Annotated in this window: 23 protein-coding genes; 6 read left to right on the top strand and 17 right to left on the bottom strand. The window is 64.2% G+C overall.

Features of this window, described 5'->3' with window-relative positions; genetic code table 11:
- The first annotated feature begins 106 nt into the window (after positions 1 to 106).
- From LBW87_RS21790 to LBW87_RS21770, 5 genes are all read left to right on the top strand, one after another.
- Positions 107 to 799: a hydrolase gene (locus tag LBW87_RS21790; protein WP_225203572.1), complete on the top strand. Its 693-nt coding sequence runs from the start codon at positions 107 to 109 to the stop codon at positions 797 to 799.
- A gap of 84 nt (positions 800 to 883) precedes the next feature.
- A complete protein-coding gene (locus tag LBW87_RS21785; protein ID WP_225203571.1) occupies positions 884 to 1,048 on the top strand; it encodes a DUF1427 family protein in 165 nt (54 codons plus the stop codon).
- A 16-nt stretch (positions 1,049 to 1,064) separates the two neighbouring features.
- Positions 1,065 to 1,319, top strand: a complete 255-nt coding sequence (locus tag LBW87_RS21780; RefSeq protein ID WP_225203570.1) for a DUF1427 family protein — start codon at positions 1,065 to 1,067, stop codon at positions 1,317 to 1,319.
- 39 nt (positions 1,320 to 1,358) lie between these two features.
- On the top strand, positions 1,359 to 1,724 hold the full coding sequence (locus tag LBW87_RS21775) for a response regulator transcription factor (protein WP_225203569.1): 366 nt from the start codon (positions 1,359 to 1,361) through the stop codon (positions 1,722 to 1,724).
- 53 nt (positions 1,725 to 1,777) lie between these two features.
- Positions 1,778 to 2,989 (top strand): sensor histidine kinase, encoded by a 1,212-nt coding sequence (locus LBW87_RS21770; RefSeq protein WP_225203568.1) that lies wholly within the window; start codon positions 1,778 to 1,780, stop codon positions 2,987 to 2,989.
- A 21-nt stretch (positions 2,990 to 3,010) separates the two neighbouring features.
- On the opposite strand, the gene LBW87_RS21765 is transcribed toward LBW87_RS21770, so the two are convergent.
- From LBW87_RS21765 to LBW87_RS21755, 3 genes are all read right to left on the bottom strand, one after another.
- Positions 3,011 to 3,922 carry a helix-turn-helix domain-containing protein gene (locus LBW87_RS21765; RefSeq protein ID WP_225203567.1) on the bottom strand — a complete coding sequence of 304 codons (912 nt, stop codon included), beginning with the start codon at positions 3,920 to 3,922 and terminating at the stop codon, positions 3,011 to 3,013.
- 184 nt (positions 3,923 to 4,106) lie between these two features.
- Positions 4,107 to 4,601, bottom strand: coding sequence for a hypothetical protein (locus LBW87_RS21760; protein ID WP_225203566.1), 495 nt, complete (start codon positions 4,599 to 4,601; stop codon positions 4,107 to 4,109).
- Between the two features lie 92 nt (positions 4,602 to 4,693).
- A complete protein-coding gene (locus tag LBW87_RS21755) occupies positions 4,694 to 5,431 on the bottom strand; it encodes a siderophore-interacting protein (RefSeq protein WP_225203565.1) in 738 nt (245 codons plus the stop codon).
- Positions 5,432 to 5,537: 106 nt separating this feature from the next.
- Between LBW87_RS21755 and LBW87_RS21750 the strand changes: the two genes are divergently transcribed.
- Positions 5,538 to 5,930 carry a MarR family winged helix-turn-helix transcriptional regulator gene (locus tag LBW87_RS21750; protein ID WP_225203564.1) on the top strand — a complete coding sequence of 131 codons (393 nt, stop codon included), beginning with the start codon at positions 5,538 to 5,540 and terminating at the stop codon, positions 5,928 to 5,930.
- Positions 5,931 to 5,934: 4 nt separating this feature from the next.
- Here LBW87_RS21750 and LBW87_RS21745 read toward each other — a convergent pair whose 3' ends face one another.
- From LBW87_RS21745 to LBW87_RS21680, 14 genes are all read right to left on the bottom strand, one after another.
- Positions 5,935 to 6,429 carry an Lrp/AsnC family transcriptional regulator gene (locus tag LBW87_RS21745; protein ID WP_225203563.1) on the bottom strand — a complete coding sequence of 165 codons (495 nt, stop codon included), beginning with the start codon at positions 6,427 to 6,429 and terminating at the stop codon, positions 5,935 to 5,937.
- A gap of 130 nt (positions 6,430 to 6,559) precedes the next feature.
- Complete coding sequence (locus LBW87_RS21740; protein WP_225203562.1) at positions 6,560 to 7,936, bottom strand: aspartate aminotransferase family protein; 1,377 nt, start codon at positions 7,934 to 7,936, stop codon at positions 6,560 to 6,562.
- Positions 7,937 to 8,105: 169 nt separating this feature from the next.
- A complete protein-coding gene (locus tag LBW87_RS21735) occupies positions 8,106 to 9,032 on the bottom strand; it encodes a 2-hydroxyacid dehydrogenase (RefSeq protein ID WP_225203561.1) in 927 nt (308 codons plus the stop codon).
- A gap of 22 nt (positions 9,033 to 9,054) precedes the next feature.
- Positions 9,055 to 9,972, bottom strand: coding sequence for a GNAT family N-acetyltransferase (locus tag LBW87_RS21730; protein ID WP_225203560.1), 918 nt, complete (start codon positions 9,970 to 9,972; stop codon positions 9,055 to 9,057).
- 148 nt (positions 9,973 to 10,120) lie between these two features.
- Positions 10,121 to 11,602: an NAD-dependent succinate-semialdehyde dehydrogenase gene (locus LBW87_RS21725; protein ID WP_225203559.1), complete on the bottom strand. Its 1,482-nt coding sequence runs from the start codon at positions 11,600 to 11,602 to the stop codon at positions 10,121 to 10,123.
- A gap of 31 nt (positions 11,603 to 11,633) precedes the next feature.
- Entirely contained in the window at positions 11,634 to 12,722 is a 1,089-nt protein-coding gene (locus tag LBW87_RS21720) for a tartrate dehydrogenase (protein WP_225203558.1), read from the bottom strand.
- A 47-nt stretch (positions 12,723 to 12,769) separates the two neighbouring features.
- A complete protein-coding gene (locus tag LBW87_RS21715) occupies positions 12,770 to 14,398 on the bottom strand; it encodes an ABC transporter ATP-binding protein (protein WP_225203557.1) in 1,629 nt (542 codons plus the stop codon).
- Positions 14,398 to 15,273, bottom strand: a complete 876-nt coding sequence (locus tag LBW87_RS21710; RefSeq protein WP_225203616.1) for an ABC transporter permease — start codon at positions 15,271 to 15,273, stop codon at positions 14,398 to 14,400. Before LBW87_RS21710 ends, LBW87_RS21715 begins: the two co-directional genes overlap by 1 nt.
- Before the next feature lie 23 nt (positions 15,274 to 15,296).
- Positions 15,297 to 16,253 carry an ABC transporter permease gene (locus tag LBW87_RS21705; RefSeq protein ID WP_225203556.1) on the bottom strand — a complete coding sequence of 319 codons (957 nt, stop codon included), beginning with the start codon at positions 16,251 to 16,253 and terminating at the stop codon, positions 15,297 to 15,299.
- Positions 16,254 to 16,281: 28 nt separating this feature from the next.
- Entirely contained in the window at positions 16,282 to 17,904 is a 1,623-nt protein-coding gene (locus LBW87_RS21700; protein WP_225203555.1) for an ABC transporter substrate-binding protein, read from the bottom strand.
- A 78-nt stretch (positions 17,905 to 17,982) separates the two neighbouring features.
- Positions 17,983 to 19,272 carry an NAD(P)/FAD-dependent oxidoreductase gene (locus tag LBW87_RS21695; RefSeq protein WP_225203554.1) on the bottom strand — a complete coding sequence of 430 codons (1,290 nt, stop codon included), beginning with the start codon at positions 19,270 to 19,272 and terminating at the stop codon, positions 17,983 to 17,985.
- 326 nt (positions 19,273 to 19,598) lie between these two features.
- Positions 19,599 to 19,958, bottom strand: a complete 360-nt coding sequence (locus tag LBW87_RS21690; protein ID WP_225203553.1) for a cupin domain-containing protein — start codon at positions 19,956 to 19,958, stop codon at positions 19,599 to 19,601.
- Positions 19,959 to 19,968: 10 nt separating this feature from the next.
- Complete coding sequence (locus LBW87_RS21685) at positions 19,969 to 20,667, bottom strand: HAD-IA family hydrolase (RefSeq protein WP_225203552.1); 699 nt, start codon at positions 20,665 to 20,667, stop codon at positions 19,969 to 19,971.
- 197 nt (positions 20,668 to 20,864) lie between these two features.
- Positions 20,865 to 21,296 carry a hypothetical protein gene (locus LBW87_RS21680; RefSeq protein ID WP_225203551.1) on the bottom strand — a complete coding sequence of 144 codons (432 nt, stop codon included), beginning with the start codon at positions 21,294 to 21,296 and terminating at the stop codon, positions 20,865 to 20,867.
- Between the last annotated feature and the right edge of the window lie 104 nt (positions 21,297 to 21,400).

Here is a 21,400-nt window from a genome sequence, read left to right as displayed (position 1 = left end):
TGCTCCGCTCCGATGGCGTCGCTCACCCTTTCGGCCAGCGAAATACCCCATCCCCACGCTGCCTCCGGATGGCGGCGCGTCCCCTCCCTTACTCCACGGAAAAACCATGACCACCAATACCAAGCTCGACGTACTGACCCCTGACAACTGCCAGTTGATCTTCATCGACCACCAGCCACAAATGGCCTTCGGCGTGCAGTCGATCGACCGCCAGGTGCTCAAGAACAATACCGTGGCCCTGGCCAAGTCGGCCAAGGTCTTCAACATCCCGACCGTGATCACCACGGTCGAGACCGAAGGCTTTTCGGGCTACACCTATCCTGAACTGCTGTCGGTGTTCCCCGAGCACGACATCCTGGAACGGACCTCGATGAACTCGTGGGACGACCAGAAGGTGCGTGATGCGCTGGCCGCCAACGGTCGCAAGAAGATCGTCGTCGCGGGCCTGTGGACCGAAGTCTGCAACAACAGCTTCTCGCTGTGCGCCATGGCCGAAGGCGACTACGAGATCTACATGGTGGCCGACGCCTCGGGCGGCACCTCCAAGGAAGCCCACGACTACGCCATGCAACGCATGATCCAGGCCGGCGTGATCCCGGTGACCTGGCAGCAGGTGCTGCTGGAATGGCAACGTGACTGGGCGCGCAAGGGCACCTACAACGCCGTCATGGACATCGTGCGCGAACACTCGGGCGCCTATGGCATGGGCGTGGACTACGCCTACACCATGGTGCACAAGGCCGAGCAGCGCCCGCACGGCAACCAGAAGACCCTGGCACCTGTGGCGGCCGGCAAGTAATCCATCGCAGCGCATGCGCATGGGCATTGCCTCAGTGGCAATGCCTGTTCGCATTGCTTGGACGACATCTGATTATTCGAGACCATGAATAGCTATCTTCTTTCGCTGGGTGGCGGCGTGCTGATCGGCATTTTCTATGCCCTGTTCAGGGTGCGCTCACCGGCGCCGCCGGGCATTGCCCTGATCGGCTTGCTGGGCATGGTGCTGGGCGAGCGCGCCATTTCCACGCTGACCCGGTTTCTCGGTTGACCCGACAGGACATGCCATGAAGCCATATCTGATTTCACTATTGATGGGCGCCATCGCCGGCGTCCTGTATTACGCCTTGCAGATCCAGTCGCCGGCGCCGCCGATCATCGCGCTGCTGGGCTTATTGGGCATGCTGATCGGCGAACAGGTAGTGCCCGCCGTGCGCCGCAAGATGGCCGGAGAGCCACTGACGGCGGCCTGGTTCCATACCGAATGCGTGCCCAAGATCACCGGCGCGCCACCGGCACCGGAGAAGACGTCCGAGCGCTAGCGCGCCGGACATCCCGATAATAAAAAATGGGGGGGAACAATGATCGCCATCATCGACGACGACCAGGGCGTGCGCAGCGCCTTGTGCAATCTGCTCGATTCGGCCGGCTATCTCAGTTGCGGCTTTGCCTCGGCCGAGGATTTCCTGGCCGATGAAGCCCGCCTGCAACCGACCTGCGCACTGATCGATGTGGAGCTGCCGCAGATGAGCGGCTTCACGCTGGTGGCGCAACTGGCCACGCGCGCGCCGCGCTTGCCGGTGATCCTGATGTCGGCCCATGGCAGCAGCGCCTATCACACGCGTGCGCTGCAACTGGGGGCGCTCGAACTGCTGGTCAAGCCGGTCCTGGCCGATACCTTGCTGGCGTGCATCGCGCGCGCCAGAGCCGCAGCCGGCCTTGCCTGAAAGGACCCGAAATGCGGCACAATGCGGATTCATATTCACCTCTGGAGCCGGCTTTGCCAACCGACCGCGACGACCCGACCCGGGTCGATCCCTTGCAGCAGGCTTTGCAGGCGCTGCACCGCACGCAAGAACTGCTGGCCCAGACCGAGCAGGCGCTGCGCGCCAGCCAGCAACTGCTGGACCAGGGCGAACTGTTCAACAATACCGGCAGCATGCGCTACCTGGTAGACCAGGACCTGATGGTGTGTTCGCAAGAGCTGTGCCGCATCTACGGGCTGGGCCCGGGCCAGAACCTGATCCGCTACGATGACTTTTCTTCGCTGATGCACCCGGACGACCGGCAGATGGTGCTCGATACGGTCGCCGCGGCCATCGCCATCGGCGGCACCATCCGGGTGGAGCATCGCATCTGCCGCCGCGACAATGGCGAGGTGCGCTACATCTCGGGAATCGGCAAGCCGGTGTGGGTCGACGGCAGCTTCAGCGAATACGTGGGCACCGCCACCGATATCACCGCGCAGCGTCGCACCGAATACGCCGTGCGTGCCGCCGAGGCTGACCTGGCCCGGGTGTCGCGCGCGACCACGGTGGGCCAGTTGACCGCTTCCATCGCCCACGAGATCAACCAGCCGCTGATGTCGATCATCGCCAACGCCGGCGCCAGCCTGCGCTGGCTCGACCGCGACCCGCCGCAACTGGCACAGGCCCGCGCCGGATTGCAGGACATCGTGGCCGAAGGCACCCGCGCCGGCGACATGATCTCCGGCCTGCAGGATCTCACCCGCAATACCGAACCGGTGCTGCAGCGCCTGAACATCGACGGCATCATTCGTCACATCCTGACCATTTCCCGCAGCGAGATCGAACGGCGCGAAGTGGCGCTGCAACTGTCGCTGGCCGGGCCCGACGCCTGGGTGTCGGGCGACCCGGTGCAATTGCAGCAGGTGCTGCTCAATCTGGTGGTCAATGCGATCGATGCGATGGCGGCGATGGAGATGACGACCGGTCAGCCGCGCGTGCTGTCGATCAGGACTGCCGTCGAAGACAGTGCCCGCCTGGTAGTAGCGGTGCAGGACAGCGGCATGGGCATTGCGCCCGAGGCGATGGAGCGGGTGTTCGACGCGTTCTACACCACCAAGGACGGTGGCATGGGCATGGGGCTGGCGATCTGCCGCTCCATCGTCGAGGCGCATGGCGGTAAATTGTCGGTGGCCGCTGCTGCCGGCGGCGGCGCCGTTTTCTGCTTTGCGCTGCCGCTGCAATAGAACATCGCCAGCGGCGATATCCTAACGCCCGCTGCGGCGTCGCCAGCTCCCCGGCGAACTCCCTACCAGTTGCGAGAAGACCCGGCTGAAATGGCTCTGGTCATAGAAGTTGCACGCCACCGCAATCTCGGCCAGCGGCAGTTCGGTATTGCTCAGGAACTCGCGCGCCCTTTCGACCCGCTGCGCCATTAGCCATTGATGGGGGGTCTGCCCGGTGGTCTCCTTGAAGGCGCGCAGGAAATAACTGGCCGACATGTTGCATTCGCGCGCAATCTCGGGGATCGAAACGTTACCCTTGACCTTGGACAGCAGCAGCTGCTTGGCACGCTCTTCATGCAGGCGCGACAAGGCAGCCGTGCGCGGCGGTGCCAGTTGGGCGCCGGCATAGCGTTGCAGCAGATGGGTGCCGATGACGATGCCAAGCTGGTCGACGAACAGCGAGCAAGCCTCTTCGGGACGCGCCAGCGCCGGCGCCAGTGCGTGGACCAGATGCTCCAGCACCGGGTCGTGTTGCGCCACTACCGTGGCCAGGCCGGTGACCGGCGCGCCGCGGACCTCTTCGGCGGCGCGCTCGAAGAACGCAGGCGGCAATTCGACCAGGGTGAAATCGAACGAGCCATGGATGTCGGCCCGGTAATCGTCGGCAAAATCGCGAATGTAGATGGCGCCGCGTCCGAAGTCGTGCGCCGCACCCTGGCGGCCGCGAAAGATGCTGCGCCGGTGGCGGGTCGACATCGAGACGCCCAGCAGGAAGCCGCGCCCCGACGCCGGTGTCATCACCTGCGACATGGCGCGGTCGTCGAGACGCTTGCGATAGAACGTCATTGCGCTGCCACGCAGCTCCTGGCTGGTGCTCAGCTTGCTCTGGTGACACCCCAGCGAATCGCTGGCGACGACCGCAGGCGGGCCTTTGGAATTAGTCTGTGCGGACATGAACAGGAACCTCTCTGAACCGAATGCTCGTCAGCCTGCCATCGGCGTCGCCAGCCCGGGTGGGCAGCACACGCATGCAGGAGGAATGTCCGTCGACATCCCGCCGCAAGACAATGATTCTACAGATGCCCGGGATTTTCGTGCAGTGCCGCAAAATGATGCCAATCGAACAACATCCTGTGCATCAAGGACGGCGGTAATCGCCGCTGGCCCAGCGCGTCGCGCTCTCTTCGGTGAGGCGGTAATTGGGCGCTACCTGTGCATGCGCCAGCAGCTCCCCCATGTCGTCCCAGGCCCGCAGGTCGGCATAGGGAAAATCATCGTCGGGCACGATGTCGAGCGTCACCCTGATGCTGCTTTCGGCGACGGTGATCATTACCGTCTTGTGCAACTGCGCGTGCAATTGCTGCTCGCTGCGGCGGCGAAACTCGTTGGCGGTCTTGACCAGGGTATGAAACGCCGGCCGTTCGATCGGCTTCGGATTCTTCTTGTCGCGGCCCATGGTCCAGGGCCCGACCAGCGTCGGCTCGGACTCGCCATCACGCGTCATCTCGACCGCCCAGCCATCGTCGTCGACGTTCTTGATGATGCGGGCCGTCCAGCCATCGTCACGCCACAGGCGCGGATCGTGGATGGCGTCATCGCCGTCGGCATCGGATAGGGTATCGGGATCGGTCATACAGGCCACGGAATCGGTTAAGGCCCGCCATGATAGTGGAAAGCGCGGCATCGGGCGCAGTTGCTGCGCCATCCGCATGCGCATTACCACCCTCAATCCAGCTTTTCGTGGAAATCCGCCGCGCCCGGCTTCCAGTAGGCCGATACCCGCATGGCGCCCTTGGGATGCTGCTTTTCGTCCAGCAACAAGGCGCGCAGGCGAGTCATGGTGGCCGCTTCGCCGCCGGCCCACACAAAGCCGTCACCGCGCGACAGGTCCAGCGCACGTACTGCATCGAGCAGTTCGCCGCCGTTGCTGACCCATTTCACGTCCAGCTCGGCACGCGTATCGAACTGACGCATGTCACCCAGGTGGGCGATCTCGATGACGGCCGAGACGCGCACGCCGGCAGGCAGTTCCTTGAGACGCCGGGTGATGGCCGGCAACGCCGACAGATCGCCCGCCAGCAGGTACCAGTCATAGTTGTCGGGGATGATCATCGAGCCGCGCGGCCCGGCAATGATGGCCGGCATGCCCTCGGTGGCGCGCCGGGCCCAGTCGGTGGCCGCGCCCTCGGCGTGCAGCGCGAATTCCAGCGTGAGCTCGCCGCGTTGTGGGTCATGCTCGGTTGGCGTATAGTCGCGCCGGATCGATTCGCCATTGCCGTCGGGGAAGACGAACTTGACGTGGTCGTCATACGACAGCGAGACGAAATCGCGCAGCGCGTCGCCCTTGAAGGTGATACTCAACATGTTGGTGCCGGTCTGGCGGATGCGGGCGACGGTGACCTCGCGCAACTTCAGTTCGTGACGTACCCGTTGCACTTCACGTGATGGCGATGTGTTTTCCATGATCTCAGTGTTTTAGTTGATAATGTCTACCATTATGAAAAAACAAGTTGATAAAGTCAACCAATCACCTACTGCCGACGCGGTCTTTGAGGCATTGCATTCGGTCATGCACCTCTACCGCTCTGCCCGCACCCAGGCTTTCCGCGATGAAGAGCAGGATGTGACGCACATGGAAACACGGGTGATCGCTTACTTCGACCACCATCCCGGCGCCACGCTGAGCGACCTGGTGCAGCATTCGGGACGCGACAAGGCACAGCTCACGCGCCTGATTCGTGGCCTGCGGGAAAAAGCTTATCTGGAAGCAACTGAAGATGCGCAGGACCGTCGCTCGACCCGGCTGCACCTGACGGCGGCGGGCAAGGCTTTGCAGCGCCAGCTCAAGAAGAGCGCGCACACGGTGCTGGAGCAAGCCGTCAGCGGCATGTCCGAGCAGCAGCGCGGCGAGCTGGTGTCGCTATTGACGCTGCTGCAGGAGAACCTCGAGCAGCAGCGCTAGGCGGCTAGACCTGGACGAACTTGTCGAGCGGATAGTGGTGCTTGATGAAGGGGGATTTGATGACGATGTAGCTGAAGTATTTCTCGATGCGCAGATTCTGCTCGAGCAGCGACTCGATCACGCTCTGGTAATGCACCACGCTGCGCGTCATGAACTTCAGCAGGTAGTCGTAGCCGCCACTGACCAGATGGCATTCGACGATCTCATCGACGTTGCGTACCGTCGACTCGAACTTGGCAAAGTCTTCGCGGCGATGGTCCGACAGCGTCACTTCGGTAAAGACCACCTGCACATCGGCCAGTTTATCGAGTTGGATGTGCGCCCCGTAGCCACTGATATAGCCCGCCTTTTCCAGGCGCTTGACGCGGATCAGGCAAGGGCTGGGCGACAGGCCCACGGCGTCGGCCAGCACCACGTTGGTAATACGGCTGTTCTGTTGCAGATGGCACAGAATGCGTAAGTCGATTCGATCCAGTTTCAACGCGCCACTTGCAATCATCTTGCCCTCGTCTGCCGCAGGTACCGCCGGTCGATTTATTGAAAAAGCTGCCGCACACCGGTTGGTGCGCACTCCCGCAGCATTTTATACCGTCGGCAGTACGCACCCCAAATTGCCGGAAGCCAACCCTTCAGGCAACCGCCTGGCGAACCTCTGGCTGCGCCAGCACTTCATCGAGAATGGCGCGCAGGCGCTGGAACAGAATGGCGAATTCGTCTTCGGTGTAGCAAAGCGCCGGGGCGAAGCCGAGGATGTTGTCGCCGAAGGCACGGAAGATCAAGCCATGGCGGTAGGCGCACTGGGCAATGCGTTCATGCAACTTCAGCTCGGGCGCGAAACGTTGCTTGCTGCCCTTGTCGGCCACCAGTTCCAGCGCGCCCAGCAGGCCGCGGCTGCGGGCGTCGCCTACCAGCGGATGCGACAGCAGGTCGCGCAGGCCGCCGGCAAAGTGCGGTTCCTGGCGCACGCCATTGTCCAGCAGGCCGCCTTCCTGATACAACCGCAGCACTTCCAGCCCGATCGCAGCCGACACCGGATGCGCCGAATAGGTCTGGCCGTGGCCCACCACCACCTGGGCTGCGGCGCCGTCGGCGATGGCGTCATAGACCTTGTCCGACATCATCACCGCGCCCATCGGCGCATAGCCGGCGGTCAGGCCCTTGGCCATGGTCATCAGGTCGGGTTGCACGTCTTCGGCCAGGCAGGCGAACATCGGGCCGGTACGACCGAAGCCGGTGATGACTTCATCCACCACGAACAGGATATCGAGCTCGTTACAGGCCAGTTGCATGGCCTTGAGCCAGCCCTTGGGTGGCACCACCACGCCGCCCGAACCCTGGATCGGTTCGCAGAAGAACGCCGCCACCTGGTCTGCGCCCAGTTCGGCCACCTTGGCCCGCAACGCGGCGACCGAGCCGGCGATGATGGCGTCGTCGCCCTGCAATTCACTACGGTAGGGATAAGGTGAAGCGATGTAGTGCTGGTTGGGCAGCGGCAGGTCGAAGTTGAAATGAAAATTGGGCAGCGCGGTCAGGCCTGCGCCCACCGAGGACGAGCCGTGATAGCCCCGCTGCAGCGAGATGAACTGCTTCTTGGCCGGCTTGCCGATGGAATTGTGATAGTGCGTGATGTAGCGGATGGCGGCATCGACCGCGTCCGAACCACCCAGCGTGAAATAGACGTGGTTGAGCGAGGCCGGCGCCACCTCGACCAGTTTTTGCGCCAGCAGGATGGCGGGTTCGGAACCGAAGTGGAAGTAGCCGGTGGCGTACGGCAGGCGGCTCATCTGTTCAGTGGCGACGCGCACGATGCTGTCCTGGCCGTAGCCGGTGTTGACGCACCACAGCCCTGAAAAGGCATCGAGCAACTCATTTCCCTGGTGGTCGGTCAGCCAGGCGCCACGCCCGGACTTGAGAATCGTGACGCCCACTTCTTCGTGCTCGCGAAAGCTGGCGACGGGGTGGATCAGGTGACGGCGGTCTAGGGTGACCAGATCGGAAGTTTGCATGTGGTTGAGCTCGATGACGTTGACGGGCCTGACGAGCAGGTCCAAGGGGATGCCTATATCGTATGCCGCGCTCGCCGTCGGCAATGCGCAAGATGGGTGCGCCAAAACGCAGGTTCATGTGATTTGCGCAGCGACGCAGCATTTTGTGCTGCGCCCCGGACTTGCGATTTCAGTAGCCGCGTTGCCGGTCTACCAAGCCTTGCAGCGGCTGACCGTCCAGATGGCGCCGCAGATTGGCGATGACCACCTCGCATGCAGTGTCGGGTTGGGTCATGCTGGCGATGTGGGGCGTGAGCGTAATGTCCGGGTGATCCCAGAAAGGATGTCCGGGCGGCGCCGGCTCCTGGTTCAGCACATCCACCACGGCGTGGGCCAGCTGGCCCGAAGCCAGCGCAGCCAGCAGATCGGGTTCGACCAGATGGCCGCCGCGCCCGACGTTGATGAGGGTGGCGCCACGCGGCAAGCGGGCCATCAGGTCGGCATCGAGGATGCCGCTGGTGCTCTCGGTCAGCGGCAACAGGCAGATCAGCATGTCGGTGCGCGCCAGGAAGCGTTGCAGGCCGTCGGCGCCGTGATGACAGGTGACGCCGTCGAGCACCTGCGGCGAACGACTCCAGCCAGCGCAATCGAAACCGAAATCACGCAACTTCTCCAGTACCGCACGCCCCAGCACGCCCATGCCGAGCACCCCGATACGGCGCTGGGCAGCCGGCATCACCGTGTGCTCGATCCATTGCCGCTGCTGTTGCTGACGGCGATAGCGATGCATGTCCCGATGCAGCGACAGCGCTGCGCCGCAGACGTATTGCACCATGCCCGCTTCCAGCCCGGGCTCGATCATTCGTACCACCGGGATGTGGCCGGGAATCGCCGCCAGGTCAAACTGGTCGACCCCGGCGCCCACCGAAAACACCACCTCTACATTGGGAAAGCGGCGGGCGATATCGTCCGGCGGCAACCACGCGGCAAGATAACGGATGCGGGTCGCATCATAGTCATCGGTCCAGTTATGGAATTGCACCTGCGGCGCCAGGCGCGCAAAGACCGCACGCCAGCGTTCACCGCGCGCGATGTCGCCCTTGTAGAGAAAATGCATGATCCGGATACGCTGGCCAGCGTCAGCCCAGCGCTTGATTGATGATGGAAAAAAGTTGCATGCCGTCGCCCTCGGCGACGCCGGTGTCGCCCTCGGCGCCGCCCCGGATCATGCGCGTGACGCTGTCGGCGCGGGTCAGTCCGACTTCACCCAGCCAGGGCACCAGCCCGCTGGACTCGAAGACGTCGATACGCACGAAGGAGTCTGAATAGGTGTTGATCCAATGGGCGATGAGCGCCTTGGCCCGCTGCGCGTCGGGTGCCACCACCGGGCCGATCACCCGGCCGTGGCCGAAACGCCGGATCAGCGCGAAGCCCAGCATATCGCCCTCGTGGTCCAGCGCCACGCCCTCGCATTGCTCCAGCAGCGCCGCCAATACATTGGACCGATCCATGCCGGTGGCTTGCGCGTCCAGCAGCGGTATGCGCGCAGCATCGCTCTTGCCCAGCGGGCGCACGCGCTCGCCCGGCGGCAACGGCACCAGCACCGGTTGCAGGTCCGAGCCCTGGAACTGGTGTAACTGATCGACTACGCGAAAGCCCATTTTTTCGTACAACCGCTGGCCGGCGGCAGTGGCGCTGACGAATTGATGCCGCTGTCCCAAGGTCTGCGCGACCTGTTGCATCAAGCGAGTGCCCAGGCCAAAACGTTGCAACGTGGGATGCACGATCAACATGCCGACCGCCGTGTGGTGTTCGCCATAACGGGTATGAACGACGGTGGCCACGATCGCGGGCGCCTTTCCGGGTTGCCGGTTTTCGACCACGATGCCCTGCCCCAGGCGCAGCAGGAATCGCCAATCATCCAGGCGGTGCGGCCACTTGTATTGCAGGGACAGGCGATGGCAGGCCGGCAGATCCGCCTCGGTCATGCTGCGCAGTGTGAAATTGCTGCCGGGTTCGGCCATCGTACGGGACTCACTATCGATTGACGCTGACATGGCGTTTCCTTCTGGTTACCCGGCGCATGGAAGCCGCCAGCATGGCTCATAATGCCGCCAGGTGCAGCGCGTGCGCGCCTGTTTTGCCGTGTCGCAACGCTAGCGAATTGCGAATTCACGGCAAAAACAGCAGCCTGGCGTGGTCACGCTACAACTGTCCCTGGCACACGTACTTGGTGTGCAGATAATCGTCCAGGCCGTGCACCGAACCTTCGCGACCGTAGCCGGACTCCTTGACCCCGCCAAAAGGCGCCGCTTCGGCTGCCAGCGCACCTTCGTTGACGCCGACGATGCCCGCTTCCAGCGCTTCGGAGACACGCCAGATGCGACGTGCATCGGTCGAGTAGAAATAAGCGGCCAAACCGAACGCCGTATCGTTGGCCGCCGCTACGGCTTCGGCTTCGGTGACAAAGCGCGTCACCGGCGCGACCGGGCCGAAGGTTTCCTCGATGCTGCATTCCATGTCGGCCGTGGCCGCCACCAGCACCGTGGGCGCAAAGTAATTGCCGCTGGCCAGGTCCGCGCCTTGCAGCCGCCTGCCGCCCACCACCACCCGCGCACCACGCGCCACCGCGTCCTGCACATGGCGCTCGATCTTGGACACGGCGCGTTCGTTGATCATCGGCCCGATCTGCGAAGCCGGATCAGTGGCCGGCCCCACCTTGAGGGCCCCGACCCGCGCCGCCAGCTTGTCGACAAAGGCGTCGTGCACGCTGTCCTGTACATAGATCCGGTTGGGACACACGCAAGTCTGGCCACCGTTACGGAACTTGGCCGCCATCACGCCTTCGACGGCGGCATCGAGGTCGGCATCGTCGAACACGATGAAGGGGGCATTGCCGCCCAGCTCCAGCGACAACTTCTTGAGCGTATCGGCCGAGCGCCGCGCCAGATGCTTGCCGACCGGGGTAGAACCGGTGAAGGTGATCTTGCGCACACGGCTGTCGCCGAGCCACACATCGACCACTTCGGGCGTGCGTTCACGCGATGCGGTGACGATGTTGATGACGCCGCCTGGCACGCCCGCTTCCTGCGCCAGGCGCACCAGCGCCAACGAGGTCAGCGGCGTATCTTCGGCAGGCTTGCAGACCACCGTGCATCCGGCGGCCAGGGCCGGAGCGATCTTGCGTGCGATCATCGCCGCCGGAAAATTCCAGGGCGTGATGGCGGCCACCACCCCCACCGGCTCCTTGAGGGCGAACATGCGGCGCCCGGGCACCGGCGCCGGGATCACATCGCCATTGGCGCGAGTGGCCTCCTCGGCGAACCATTCGACGTAGCTGGCGGCGTACAGCACTTCGCCTTTTCCCTCTGCCAGCGGCTTGCCCTGCTCGCGCGAGATCAGGCGGCCCAGGTCTTCCTGGTGCGCCACGATCAGGTCGTTCCAGCGCTTGAGGATGGCCGCGCGCTGCTTGGCCGGCGTGGCCCGCCACGATGCAAAAGCGGCACTGGCGGCATCGACTGCCGCCCGCGCATCGGCGGCGCTGCCGTCGGGTACGCTGGCAAAGACCCGGCCATCGGCCGGGTTGCTCACATCAAGACGGCGGCCGTCACTGGCCTGGCGCCACTGCTCACCGATCAGTTGAGCGCCGGGCAGCAGATCCGCGCGCCCCAATTCCAGGTTGTTCATTGGTGTTCCTTCATGAAAACTGGCAGGACAATCATGCCGCGCCAACGCGCTCGGCAATCGCCGCGCCCAATTCGGTGGTGGATGCAGTGCCACCCAGATCAGGGGTCAGCGGACCCGCCTTCAGGACCTCTTCGATGGCGCTCACGATGGCGTCGTGCGCAGCGCGACCGGCGCCTTCGCTGTGGGTCAGGAAGTCGAGCATCAACGCGCCGGACCAGATCATGGCGATCGGGTTGGCGATGTTCTTGCCATAGATGTCGGGGGCCGATCCGTGCACCGGCTCGAACAGCGACGGGAAGCTGCGCTCCGGATTCAGGTTGGCCGATGGCGCCAGGCCGATCGTGCCGGTGGTGGCAGGACCGAGGTCGGACAGGATGTCACCGAACAGGTTGGAGGCCACCACCACGTCGAAGCGGGTAGGCTGCAACACGAAGCGCGCCGACAGGATGTCGATGTGCTGCTTGTCGACCGTGACCTCCGGATAACCCTGCGCGACCGCATCGGCGCGACCATCCCACCAGGGCATGCTGATGGCGATGCCGTTGGACTTGGTGGCCACCGTGAGGTGCTTGCGGGCGCGGCTGTTGGCCAGCTCGAAGGCATACTTGAGCACGCGATCGGTGCCGTGGCGCGAGAACACCGATTCCTGGATCACGATTTCGCGCTCGGTGCCGGCGTACATGGTGCCGCCCAGGGAGGTGTATTCGCCCTCGGTATTCTCGCGCACCACGTAGTAGTCGATGTCACCTGCCTTGCGGTTGGCCAATGGGCAAGGCACGCCTTCGAACAGGCGCACCGGACGCAGGTTGATGTACTGGTCGAACTCGCGCCGGAACTTCAGCAGCGAACCCCACAGCGACACGTGGTCGGGCACGGTGGCCGGCCAGCCGACCGCACCGAAATAGATGGCATCGCAATCCGACAGCTGGTCCTTCCAGTCATCGGGCATCATCTGGCCGTGGGCCACGTAGTAGTCGCAACTGGCCCAGTCGACGACCTTCAGTTCCAGCCCGATGCCAAAACGCTTGGCCGCCGCCTGCACCACGCGCAAGCCTTCGGGCATGACTTCCTTACCGATGCCGTCACCGGCGATCAATGCGATTTTGTAGCTTGTCTTCATGTTTGTCTCTGGTTGGTTGATCGATGTGGTCGAGGCCGTCAGCCCTCTTATGCCGATGCCCGTTGCGGCTGGTCCATTTCTTCCAGCCAGCCACGGCGCAATTCGGGCACGGAGCGCGCCAGCAGTTCGTAGTATGGATGATGTGGGCCGCGGTCGTAGTCGGCGCGCGCCACCTGGTCGAGCTTGCGGCCGTGCTGCATCACCACGATTTCGTCGCACACCGCGCGCACCGTATGCAGGTCGTGCGAGATGAACAGATAGGACACCTTCAGCTCGCGCCGCAGCTCGGCCATCAGGTCCAGCACTGCGGCCCCCACCACCGTGTCCAGCGCCGATGTCACTTCGTCGCACAGCAACAGTTGCGGTTCGGCCGCCAGCGCCCGCGCCAGGTTCACCCGCTGCTTCTGGCCGCCCGACAATCCGCCCGGCAGGCGCTGCGCCAGCGACGACGGCAGTTGCACCAGATCCAGCAGTTCCCTGATGCGACGCTGCAGCGCCTCACCCTTCAGTTGCCTGTAGAACTGCAACGGCCGGGCCAGGATGCTTTCGATGGTCTGCGCCGGGTTGAGCGCGGTGTCGGCGATCTGGAACACCATCTGGACCTGCCGCAATTCTTCCTTGCTGCGCTGGGCCAGCGCCGGCTTCAACTGCCGCCCGTTGAATAGGATGGTGCCCTGGCACGGCGGCAGCAGCCCGGCGATGGCGCGCGCCAGCGTGCTCTTGCCCGAGCCCGACTCGCCGATCACGCCGATCGCCTGGCCCGGGTACAGCTTGAGATTGATATCGTCCAGCACCAGCTTGGCCGGGCGGCCATCGCGCCCGATCTCGCCATAGCCTGCGGCCAGCTGGTGCAGTTCCAGCAAGGGCCTGGCGCCTTCGGTCACGGGCGTGCCGGCTTCACGCTGGGCCGGGCGGGCCGCCGCCAGCAGGCTGCGGGTGTACTCGTGGCCGGGCGCCGCCAGGATCTGTTCGGTGCGCTCGATCTCTTGCATCCGGCCATGCCGCAACACCAGGATGTGGTCTGCCATCTGCGCCACCACCGCCAGGTCATGGCTGACATAGACTGCGGTGGCCTGGCGCTCGCGCACCACGCGCCGGAATGCCCGCAGCACTTCGATCTGGGTCGTCACATCGAGTGCGGTGGTGGGTTCGTCCAGGATCACCAGATCAGGGTCGGTGATGAGCGCCATGGCCGCCATCAGGCGCTGCAACTGCCCGCCCGAGACCTGGTGCGCATAACGCTGGCCGATGGTTTCCGGCTCGGGCAGGGCCAGCTCGCGAAACAGCGCAATCGCCTTTCGCTCGGCCTCGGCCCGGCTGCAGGTACGGTGGATGCGGGTCGGCTCGATGACCTGGTCGAGAATGGTGCGCGAGGGGTCGAACGAGGCCGCCGCGCTCTGCGCGATGTAGGCCACGGTGCGGCCTCGCAGGGCACGCTGACCAGCCGCATCAAGCGACAGCACGTCGGTGCCGCCCAGATGCACGCTGCCACCCGATATGGCGCAACCGCGCCGGGCGAATCCCATCAGCGCCAGGGCGGTAGTGGTCTTGCCCGAACCGGATTCGCCAATCAGCGCCAGCACCTCGCCGGGCTGGATGGAAAACGACAGCGACTCCACCAGCGTCTGGTCGCCGGCGGTGATGCACAGGTCCTTGACGACCACTGACGTACCCATTATTTGGCTCCTCGTTCGCGTCGGGCACGGCCCGGAAGATTGTCGATGACCAGGTTGACCGCGATGGTCAGGCTGGCAATGGCCAGGGCCGGTGCGATCACGGCCGGGCTGGCGCCGGCCAGGGCGCCGATGTTTTCGCGCACCAGCGAACCCCAGTCGGCCGCCGGCGGCTGTACCCCGAGGCCAAGAAAGGACAAGCCGGCCAGCAGCAGGACGATATAGACGAAACGCAAGCCGAGGTCGGCCAGCATCGGTCCGATGATATTGGGCAGGATCTCGCGCAGCATGATGTAGAGCGTGCCCTCGCCACGCGCCCGCGCCACCGTGACATAGTCGAGCGCATTGATGTTGACCGCCAGCGAGCGCGCAATGCGATAGGCGCCGGGGATGTAGATGACGGTGGCGGTGGCCACCAGCATCGGCACCGACGAGCCGAAGCCGGCCACCATGATCAGGGCAAACATCTTGCTCGGGATCGAGGTCAGGGTATCGAGCGCACGCGAGACCAGGGTATCGGTCCAGCGACCGCTGACGGCCGCCAGCAAGGCCAATACGGTGCCTGTACCACTGGCCAGCAGCGTCGCGATCAGTGCCACGCCCAGGGTGTAGGCGGTGCCATCGATGACCCGTGCCAGCATGTCGCGGCCCAGATAATCGGTACCCAGCCAGTGCGCCTGGCTGATCGGCCCGAAGATCTGGACGTTGCCGGCATCGGCTGCGGCCCGCAGGCCCGACAGTTGCGACCACAGCGCGGCGGCCAGCCAGAACAGCAGGATGAGCAGGCCGATCCAGCCGCTGACGCCGAAGCTGGCCAGCCAGCTCCGCCAGCGGTTGCGGGTGGGCGCCGTAGCGAGTTGGGAAGAAGTTGATTGCATGTTCATGTCAGCCGCCTTTTCAATCAACGATGCCGCAGGCGCGGGTTGGCCAGGATGCCGCAGACGTCGGCCACCGTCACCAGCACCAGGTAGCCGATGCAAAAAATCATGGCGCAGCTCTGCACCAGCGGCATGTCGCGCTGCGAGACGCCATCGACCATCAGCTTGGCGATGCCGGGATAGTTGAAAATGGTTTCGACGATGATCACGCCGCCCAGCAGGTACGACAGCGACAAGGCGATGGCATTGGCGATCGGCCCCACCGCATTGGGCAATGCGTGCCCCAGCACGATGCGCATGGCGGCAGCGCCCTTGAGGCGGACCATTTCAATGTAGGGCGCGTCAAGCTGGTCGATCACGGCCGCGCGCGTCATGCGCAACATCAGGGCGATGATCACGCAGCACAGCGACAATACCGGCATCGCGAAGGCCCGCAACATCTGTCCCAGCGATTCGATGTCGCTGGCATAGGACAGCGCCGGCAGCCAGCGTAACTTGACCGCAAACACCAGCACGGCCAGCGTGGCGACCAGAAATTCAGGCACCGACACCACCGCTACCGCCCCGCCGGACACCAGGCGATCGAACCATGAGCCGCGCCACATGGCCGAGGCGATCCCCAGGGCCAGCGCCAGCGGCACCGAAAACAAGGCGGTCGCCGCCGCCAGCAGCAGCGAATTGGGCAGCCGGCTGCCGATCAGCTCGGTCACCGGCAACTGGGTGGTGGCGGACACGCCCAAGTCGCCATGCACGATACCGCCCAGCCAGCGCAGGTAACGCGTCGGCGCCGGCACATCCAGCCCCATCTGGGCGCGCAGGGCCGACAGTGCTTCAGGGGTGGCGTCCTGGCCCAGTTGCTCTTGCGCGGCATCGCCCGGCAGCACCGCCGTGATGGAAAAGACGATGAGCGACACCGCAAGCAACGAGACCAGTGCCAGCGCCAGACGCTGCGCCAGCAATTTCACAATGACCAGGTTCATGAAATGACTTTCCTAGCGAGGGATCGCATCAGGCGTCGAGCCAGACGTTCTCGGCAAACGAATACCCCATCAGTCCACCCAGCGGGATCGGCGACAGGCCCTTGAGCTTGGTGCTGTGGCCATCGAGGCTGGCCAGGAACATCGGAATACCGATGCCGGCGTCGGCATTGACCATGGTTTGCATGTCGCCATACATCTGTTTGCGCTTGTTGAAGTCGACTTCGGCGCGGGCGCTGGTGAGCAGTTGGTCGAACTGCGCGCTCTTGTAGCGTGATTCGTTCCACGGCGCGCTGGACAGGAAGAACTGCGTGAACAGGACATCGGCGCTGGGGCGTGGATTGACGTTGCCGAACCCGACCGGGCTGTTGAGCCAGTGGTTGGACCAGTAACCTTCGGCCGGCATGCGCTTGATATCCAGCTCCAGGCCGACCCGCTGGGCGGTCTGCTGCATGACGGTGGCGATATCGACGGCATACATCGCCGCCGGCGAAGCCACCACCGGCACCTTGCCCGTCACGCCCGATTTCTGCAGGTGGAACTTGGCGCGGTCGAGATCCATCGTGCGCTGCGGCAGGCCTGCCAGGTAGAAGCGGTTGGTGGGATCGATCGGCTGGTCGTTGCCGATCACGGCATGGCCCAGGGCGATGGTCTTCTTCATCTGTTCACGATCGAGCAGGTACTTCATCGCCAGCACGAAATCGGGGTTGGCGCCGGGGCCGGTGTCCTTGCGCATGATGAGGTCGGTATAGGCGCCCGACTGGGTCTCGAAGACGGCATAGCCGGCAGCGCTCTTGACCCGGTCGATGGAGCGCGGGTTGAGCGTGGCCACCAGGTCCATGCCGCCCGACAGCAATGCATTGACGCGGGCGCTCTCGTCGCCGATGCCGACGAACTCGATCTCGTCGAGATAGGGCTTGCCGGGCTTCCAGTAGGCATCGTTGCGCACCACCAGCGAGCGCACGCCGGGCTTGAATTCCTTGAGCTTGTAAGGACCGGTGCCGATGCCGGCATTGAAGTCGGTGGTGCCGGCCTTGACGATATGGAAGTGGAAGGTGCCGACCACCACCGGCAAGTCGGCATTGGCCGAATTGAGGGTGATGGTGACTTCGTTGGGACCACTCTCCTTGACGCTGTCGATCTGGTCGGCCAGCGACTTGGCCTTGGACGCGGTGGCCGGGTCCTTGTGACGCATGATCGAGAACACCACGTCGGCCGGGGTGAGTGGCTTGCCGTCATGGAAGGTGACATCGCGACGCAGCTTGAACACCCATACCTTGGCGTCTTTGGTGGTGAACGACTCGGCCAGCGCCGGCTGTGGCGTCAGGGTTGCGTCCAGCGCGGTCAGGCCGTTGTAGAGCATGGTGCCACGGCAATAGTCGGTCTTGTTGGACTGCTTGGCCGGGTCCAGGGTGTCGGTCACGGCGGCGGTGTCACCGGCGACGCGGATGCGACCGCCACGGCGCGGCGTCTGCGCATAGGCCGACATGGCGGTACTCGCCAGGCCACCGGCCAGACCGGCCTGCATGCCGCCCGCCAGCAACATCTTGAGAATATCGCGACGCGAAGCGCCGCGCTTCATACAGTCCATCAGGCGCAGACTTTCGCTGGCGCCGACGATGTTGTCCAAGCTCTTCTTGCTGTTGTCGCTCATGCTCTGTTGCTCCTGAAGGGTTGAGGCCGTAGGTTGAAGGTCGTGCTGCAGTTGCACCTGATGTGGTCCAGCCGGCCATCAGGCCAGCTTGTCTTTCATGCGGTAATACAATCCGATCGCCGGCAAGAACCAGGGCGGCCCCACGTGACCGGGAATCGCCGGCCAGGCGCGTTCACGCCACGGGTTGGCGGTGGCATCGCCGGCCATCACGGCCGCCATCTGCTGGCCCATGTACACCGACATCTGGGTGCCATGCCCGCTATAGCCCATCGAGTAATACAAGCCGTCGCGCTGGCCGGCATGCGGCAGGCGATCTTGCGTCATGTCGACCAGCCCGCCCCAGCAATAGTCCAGCCGCACGCCCGCCAGTTGCGGGAAGGTCTCGACCAGGCCGGCGCGCAGGATCTCGCCACTGGCGGCGTCGGACTGCGGGCTGGAAATGGCAAAGCGGGCGCGACCGCCGAACACCAGCCGGTGATCGCTGGTCAGGCGGAAATAATGGTGAATGTTGGCGACCGTGACAAACGTACGGCGCACCGCCAGCAAGGCACGTGCCCGTTCTTCGCCGAGCGGTTCGGTGACCACGATGAAGCTGCCGATCGGCACGATGCGACGACGCAGCCAGCCAAAGCTGCCGTAGCTGCCATGGCGCGACGCGCCGGTGGCCAGCAATACCTGACGCGCGCTGACGTCGCCGCGCGCGGTATGCAGGCGATGCGCCTCGCCCCCGATGCGTTCGATGCGGCGCACTTCGGCGGCCAGGTGAATCTGTGCGCCGGCACGCTCGGCCGCGCCGGCCAGTCCATGGGCGAAGCGTCCCATGTGCATCTGCCCGCTGCGCTTGTAGAGCAAGCCACCGCAAAACCGGTCGCTTTGCACTTCCGCTGCCACCTGCGCAGCGTCGAAGATCTCGACATCGCTGTCGACGCCGTCGGCGACCAGGCGATCGGCCATGCGCTGCAGGCCTGCCATCTGACCGGGCTTGGTGGCCAGCTTGAGCTTGCCCTGGCGCAGGAAGTCGCAATCGATCTGTTCGCGCGCCACCAGTTGCTCGACCGCGTCGACGGCGCTATCGAAGGCGTGATACCAGTTGCGAGCGCGCTCGACGCCGACCTTGGCCGCCATCTCGGCATAGTCTGTCGCCAGTCCGTTGTTGACGTGTCCGCCATTGCGCCCGGATGCCTCGGCGGCCACCATGCCGCCCGCCTCGAACACGGCCACGCTGGCGCCACGACGCGCCATCTCGAGCGCTGCCGACAAGCCGGTAAAACCGCCACCGATGATGGCCACGTCAACCTGCGCGGGCAGGTTGGCGCCTTTTGGCATGAACTGCGGTGCCGAATCGGTCCAGTAGGATTCCAGTTTCATCGTCGTGTCTTGTGGGTAAGGGCAGCGTGATCTGACAGGACGATTACATCACGCCGATTGCCCAACCATGTACCGAATTACAATGCGAGCCATTCACATGCTGCGGTTTGGGGGACTGCCCACAGCATGTCGTGCTGAGCGCACGGGCGATGTGCGAATGCAGCAAGCCGTGCCACAAAACGATGCGTGACGCACGCTTTTGAGTCGTGGCGCGGACGGCCAGCGGGATCGCGATCAACTGACGAAAAAAAAACGCGCCGCATCTGAAAAAATGCCGGCGCGCTCCTGCTGTCTTTTGCTGCAGCGAACAAATGGGTTGCCCGATGTCAGTGCGGTGACGCCATCACGACATAGACCTTGCGGATGGTCTGGATGACATTCCACTGACCGAACGTATTGGCCGGAAAGAACAGGGTATCGCCGGCCTTGATCGACAATGCCTCGCCGCCCTGCGGGGTGAAGGTGCATTCACCGGTGAGGATATGCATCAGTTCGGCATTGGCCAGCTGGCGCTCGAAACTGCCGGGCTGGCACTCCCAGATACCGGTGCGGTTCTCGCCCGCGCCGGCCAGGTCGACCTCGATGCCGGACAGCTTGCAGGGCACCTCGGAGAGCGAGCGGGCCGGCGTGCCCCAGTCTTCCAGGCCACCCACCGTGGCCGATTGCGAGAGGATGGTAATGCTCATGCTGTGCGCCTCACTGACCGGCATCGACGGCATCGGCCAACTGCGCCAGGGTATGGAAATGATAGTCCGGCACGGTATGTTCAGAGGCAATCGTGCCGCCCGAACTGGTCTTGCCGTGGCGACGCTCGATCCAACAGGTGGTGATGCCGAGGCGCTTGGACACGCCGATATCGTGATACTGGCTTTGCGCCACGTGCAGGTTATCGTTGCGGCGCAGGCCCCAGGCGCCCTCGAAGCGGCCCAGCGCATAGGCGAAGTATTGCGGATCCGGCTTTTCGCACAGCGCGTCGTCACAGCTGAGCAGCATGTCGAAGGGCTCGCCGAGCGTGCGTGCGAAGTGTTCCAGCGCCCAGGTCTGGGCATTGGTCATGGTGACCAGCTTGAAATGCTTGCGCAAGCGCTTGAGCGCCTCGACCGAGTCGGGAAAAGCCGGCCAGTCTGCCACCGAGTCGCGCAAGCCGCGCGCCACCGCGTCGTTATCGGGCAAGCCCAGCCCGGGAGCAATCACATGCCAGCAGCGTTCCAGGTCGTCAGGGTACCAACCGGTGTTGCCGTCGCTGCGCGCTGCACGGTAGGCGGCCAGAAAATCCTCGTCGGTGATCTTGCTGTCGGGAACCGCGCGGCGCAGGTAGGCCAGCATGCCGCCTTCAAAGTCGATGAGGGTGCCCACGACATCGAACGTGAGAACCTTGAAGTCTTTCAACGCCATGTTTTTGCTCCAGTATGAAATGTGGATTGACGCCCGCCGACCGTGGATGGCCGATGGGTTGGATTCACTGGCAAGCATAAAGCGTACTGGCGCTATGGATGATGCAAACTGACGCGTATGAACCGCACAGAATATTGTTCTGCGCGGTGCATTCAGCATGCGAGACTTCCCGCAGTCCCGACGTCGCCGCCAATGATTTACAGGCGTCCGGCCGCGATATCGGCATCCAGCGCCTGGCGCGCCAGGACGATGGCGTGCTCTTCGGCTTCCACCTGGGTATTGCCGTGGAAGTCGTCGCACACCACGCGCCGGAACGGCACCGGGTTGTCATTGCGGTGGAATTGATAACTGCCCACCCAGCTGCCGTCGCGTTGCAGGTTGGCGCTGAGCTTGATGAAATAGCCGTGATACGCGACCGCATCGCCATCGAGTTCGGCATCGATCAGCGCGCGTGCAAAGCCGGCGCCGGTCACCTGGGCCGTGGCGGCTGCGCGGAACGGATTGCCGCGAAGGTCGGGATAATCCACGCCGTCGATGGTGACCACGCAGCGCACCAGGTCGCTGCGCGCATCGGTGGTGGTGACGACGGTGATGTTGCGGCCACGATAAGTGACGCCGTATTGCGCCATGGGGATGATTGCCTGTTCTGCTTGTTGATCGAATCAACGCATGCTAGCACAGGGTGTCGACCAAAGACGGCAGGCCAACGGCCTGCCATTCTCCTCGAGCTCAT

The organism is Herbaspirillum sp. alder98 (assembly GCF_020179755.1).
Lineage (GTDB): Bacteria > Pseudomonadota > Gammaproteobacteria > Burkholderiales > Burkholderiaceae_D > Herbaspirillum.
The sequence above is the reverse complement of the archived record's forward strand: the minus strand, read 5'-3'. Positions and strand labels throughout refer to the sequence as shown.

Coding starts and splice junctions, on each gene's coding strand:
- LBW87_RS21790 (WP_225203572.1), top strand. CDS start 107: ATGACCACCAATACCAAGCTCGACGTACTGACCCCTGACAACTGCCAG.
- LBW87_RS21785 (WP_225203571.1), top strand. CDS start 884: ATGAATAGCTATCTTCTTTCGCTGGGTGGCGGCGTGCTGATCGGCATT.
- LBW87_RS21780 (WP_225203570.1), top strand. CDS start 1,065: ATGAAGCCATATCTGATTTCACTATTGATGGGCGCCATCGCCGGCGTC.
- LBW87_RS21775 (WP_225203569.1), top strand. CDS start 1,359: ATGATCGCCATCATCGACGACGACCAGGGCGTGCGCAGCGCCTTGTGC.
- LBW87_RS21765 (WP_225203567.1), bottom strand. CDS start 3,922: ATGTCCGCACAGACTAATTCCAAAGGCCCGCCTGCGGTCGTCGCCAGC.
- LBW87_RS21760 (WP_225203566.1), bottom strand. CDS start 4,601: ATGACCGATCCCGATACCCTATCCGATGCCGACGGCGATGACGCCATC.
- LBW87_RS21755 (WP_225203565.1), bottom strand. CDS start 5,431: ATGGAAAACACATCGCCATCACGTGAAGTGCAACGGGTACGTCACGAA.
- LBW87_RS21750 (WP_225203564.1), top strand. CDS start 5,538: ATGCACCTCTACCGCTCTGCCCGCACCCAGGCTTTCCGCGATGAAGAG.
- LBW87_RS21745 (WP_225203563.1), bottom strand. CDS start 6,429: ATGATTGCAAGTGGCGCGTTGAAACTGGATCGAATCGACTTACGCATT.
- LBW87_RS21740 (WP_225203562.1), bottom strand. CDS start 7,936: ATGCAAACTTCCGATCTGGTCACCCTAGACCGCCGTCACCTGATCCAC.
- LBW87_RS21735 (WP_225203561.1), bottom strand. CDS start 9,032: ATGCATTTTCTCTACAAGGGCGACATCGCGCGCGGTGAACGCTGGCGT.
- LBW87_RS21730 (WP_225203560.1), bottom strand. CDS start 9,972: ATGTCAGCGTCAATCGATAGTGAGTCCCGTACGATGGCCGAACCCGGC.
- LBW87_RS21725 (WP_225203559.1), bottom strand. CDS start 11,602: ATGAACAACCTGGAATTGGGGCGCGCGGATCTGCTGCCCGGCGCTCAA.
- LBW87_RS21720 (WP_225203558.1), bottom strand. CDS start 12,722: ATGAAGACAAGCTACAAAATCGCATTGATCGCCGGTGACGGCATCGGT.
- LBW87_RS21715 (WP_225203557.1), bottom strand. CDS start 14,398: ATGGGTACGTCAGTGGTCGTCAAGGACCTGTGCATCACCGCCGGCGAC.
- LBW87_RS21710 (WP_225203616.1), bottom strand. CDS start 15,273: ATGCAATCAACTTCTTCCCAACTCGCTACGGCGCCCACCCGCAACCGC.
- LBW87_RS21705 (WP_225203556.1), bottom strand. CDS start 16,253: ATGAACCTGGTCATTGTGAAATTGCTGGCGCAGCGTCTGGCGCTGGCA.
- LBW87_RS21700 (WP_225203555.1), bottom strand. CDS start 17,904: ATGAGCGACAACAGCAAGAAGAGCTTGGACAACATCGTCGGCGCCAGC.
- LBW87_RS21695 (WP_225203554.1), bottom strand. CDS start 19,272: ATGAAACTGGAATCCTACTGGACCGATTCGGCACCGCAGTTCATGCCA.
- LBW87_RS21690 (WP_225203553.1), bottom strand. CDS start 19,958: ATGAGCATTACCATCCTCTCGCAATCGGCCACGGTGGGTGGCCTGGAA.
- LBW87_RS21685 (WP_225203552.1), bottom strand. CDS start 20,667: ATGGCGTTGAAAGACTTCAAGGTTCTCACGTTCGATGTCGTGGGCACC.
- LBW87_RS21680 (WP_225203551.1), bottom strand. CDS start 21,296: ATGGCGCAATACGGCGTCACTTATCGTGGCCGCAACATCACCGTCGTC.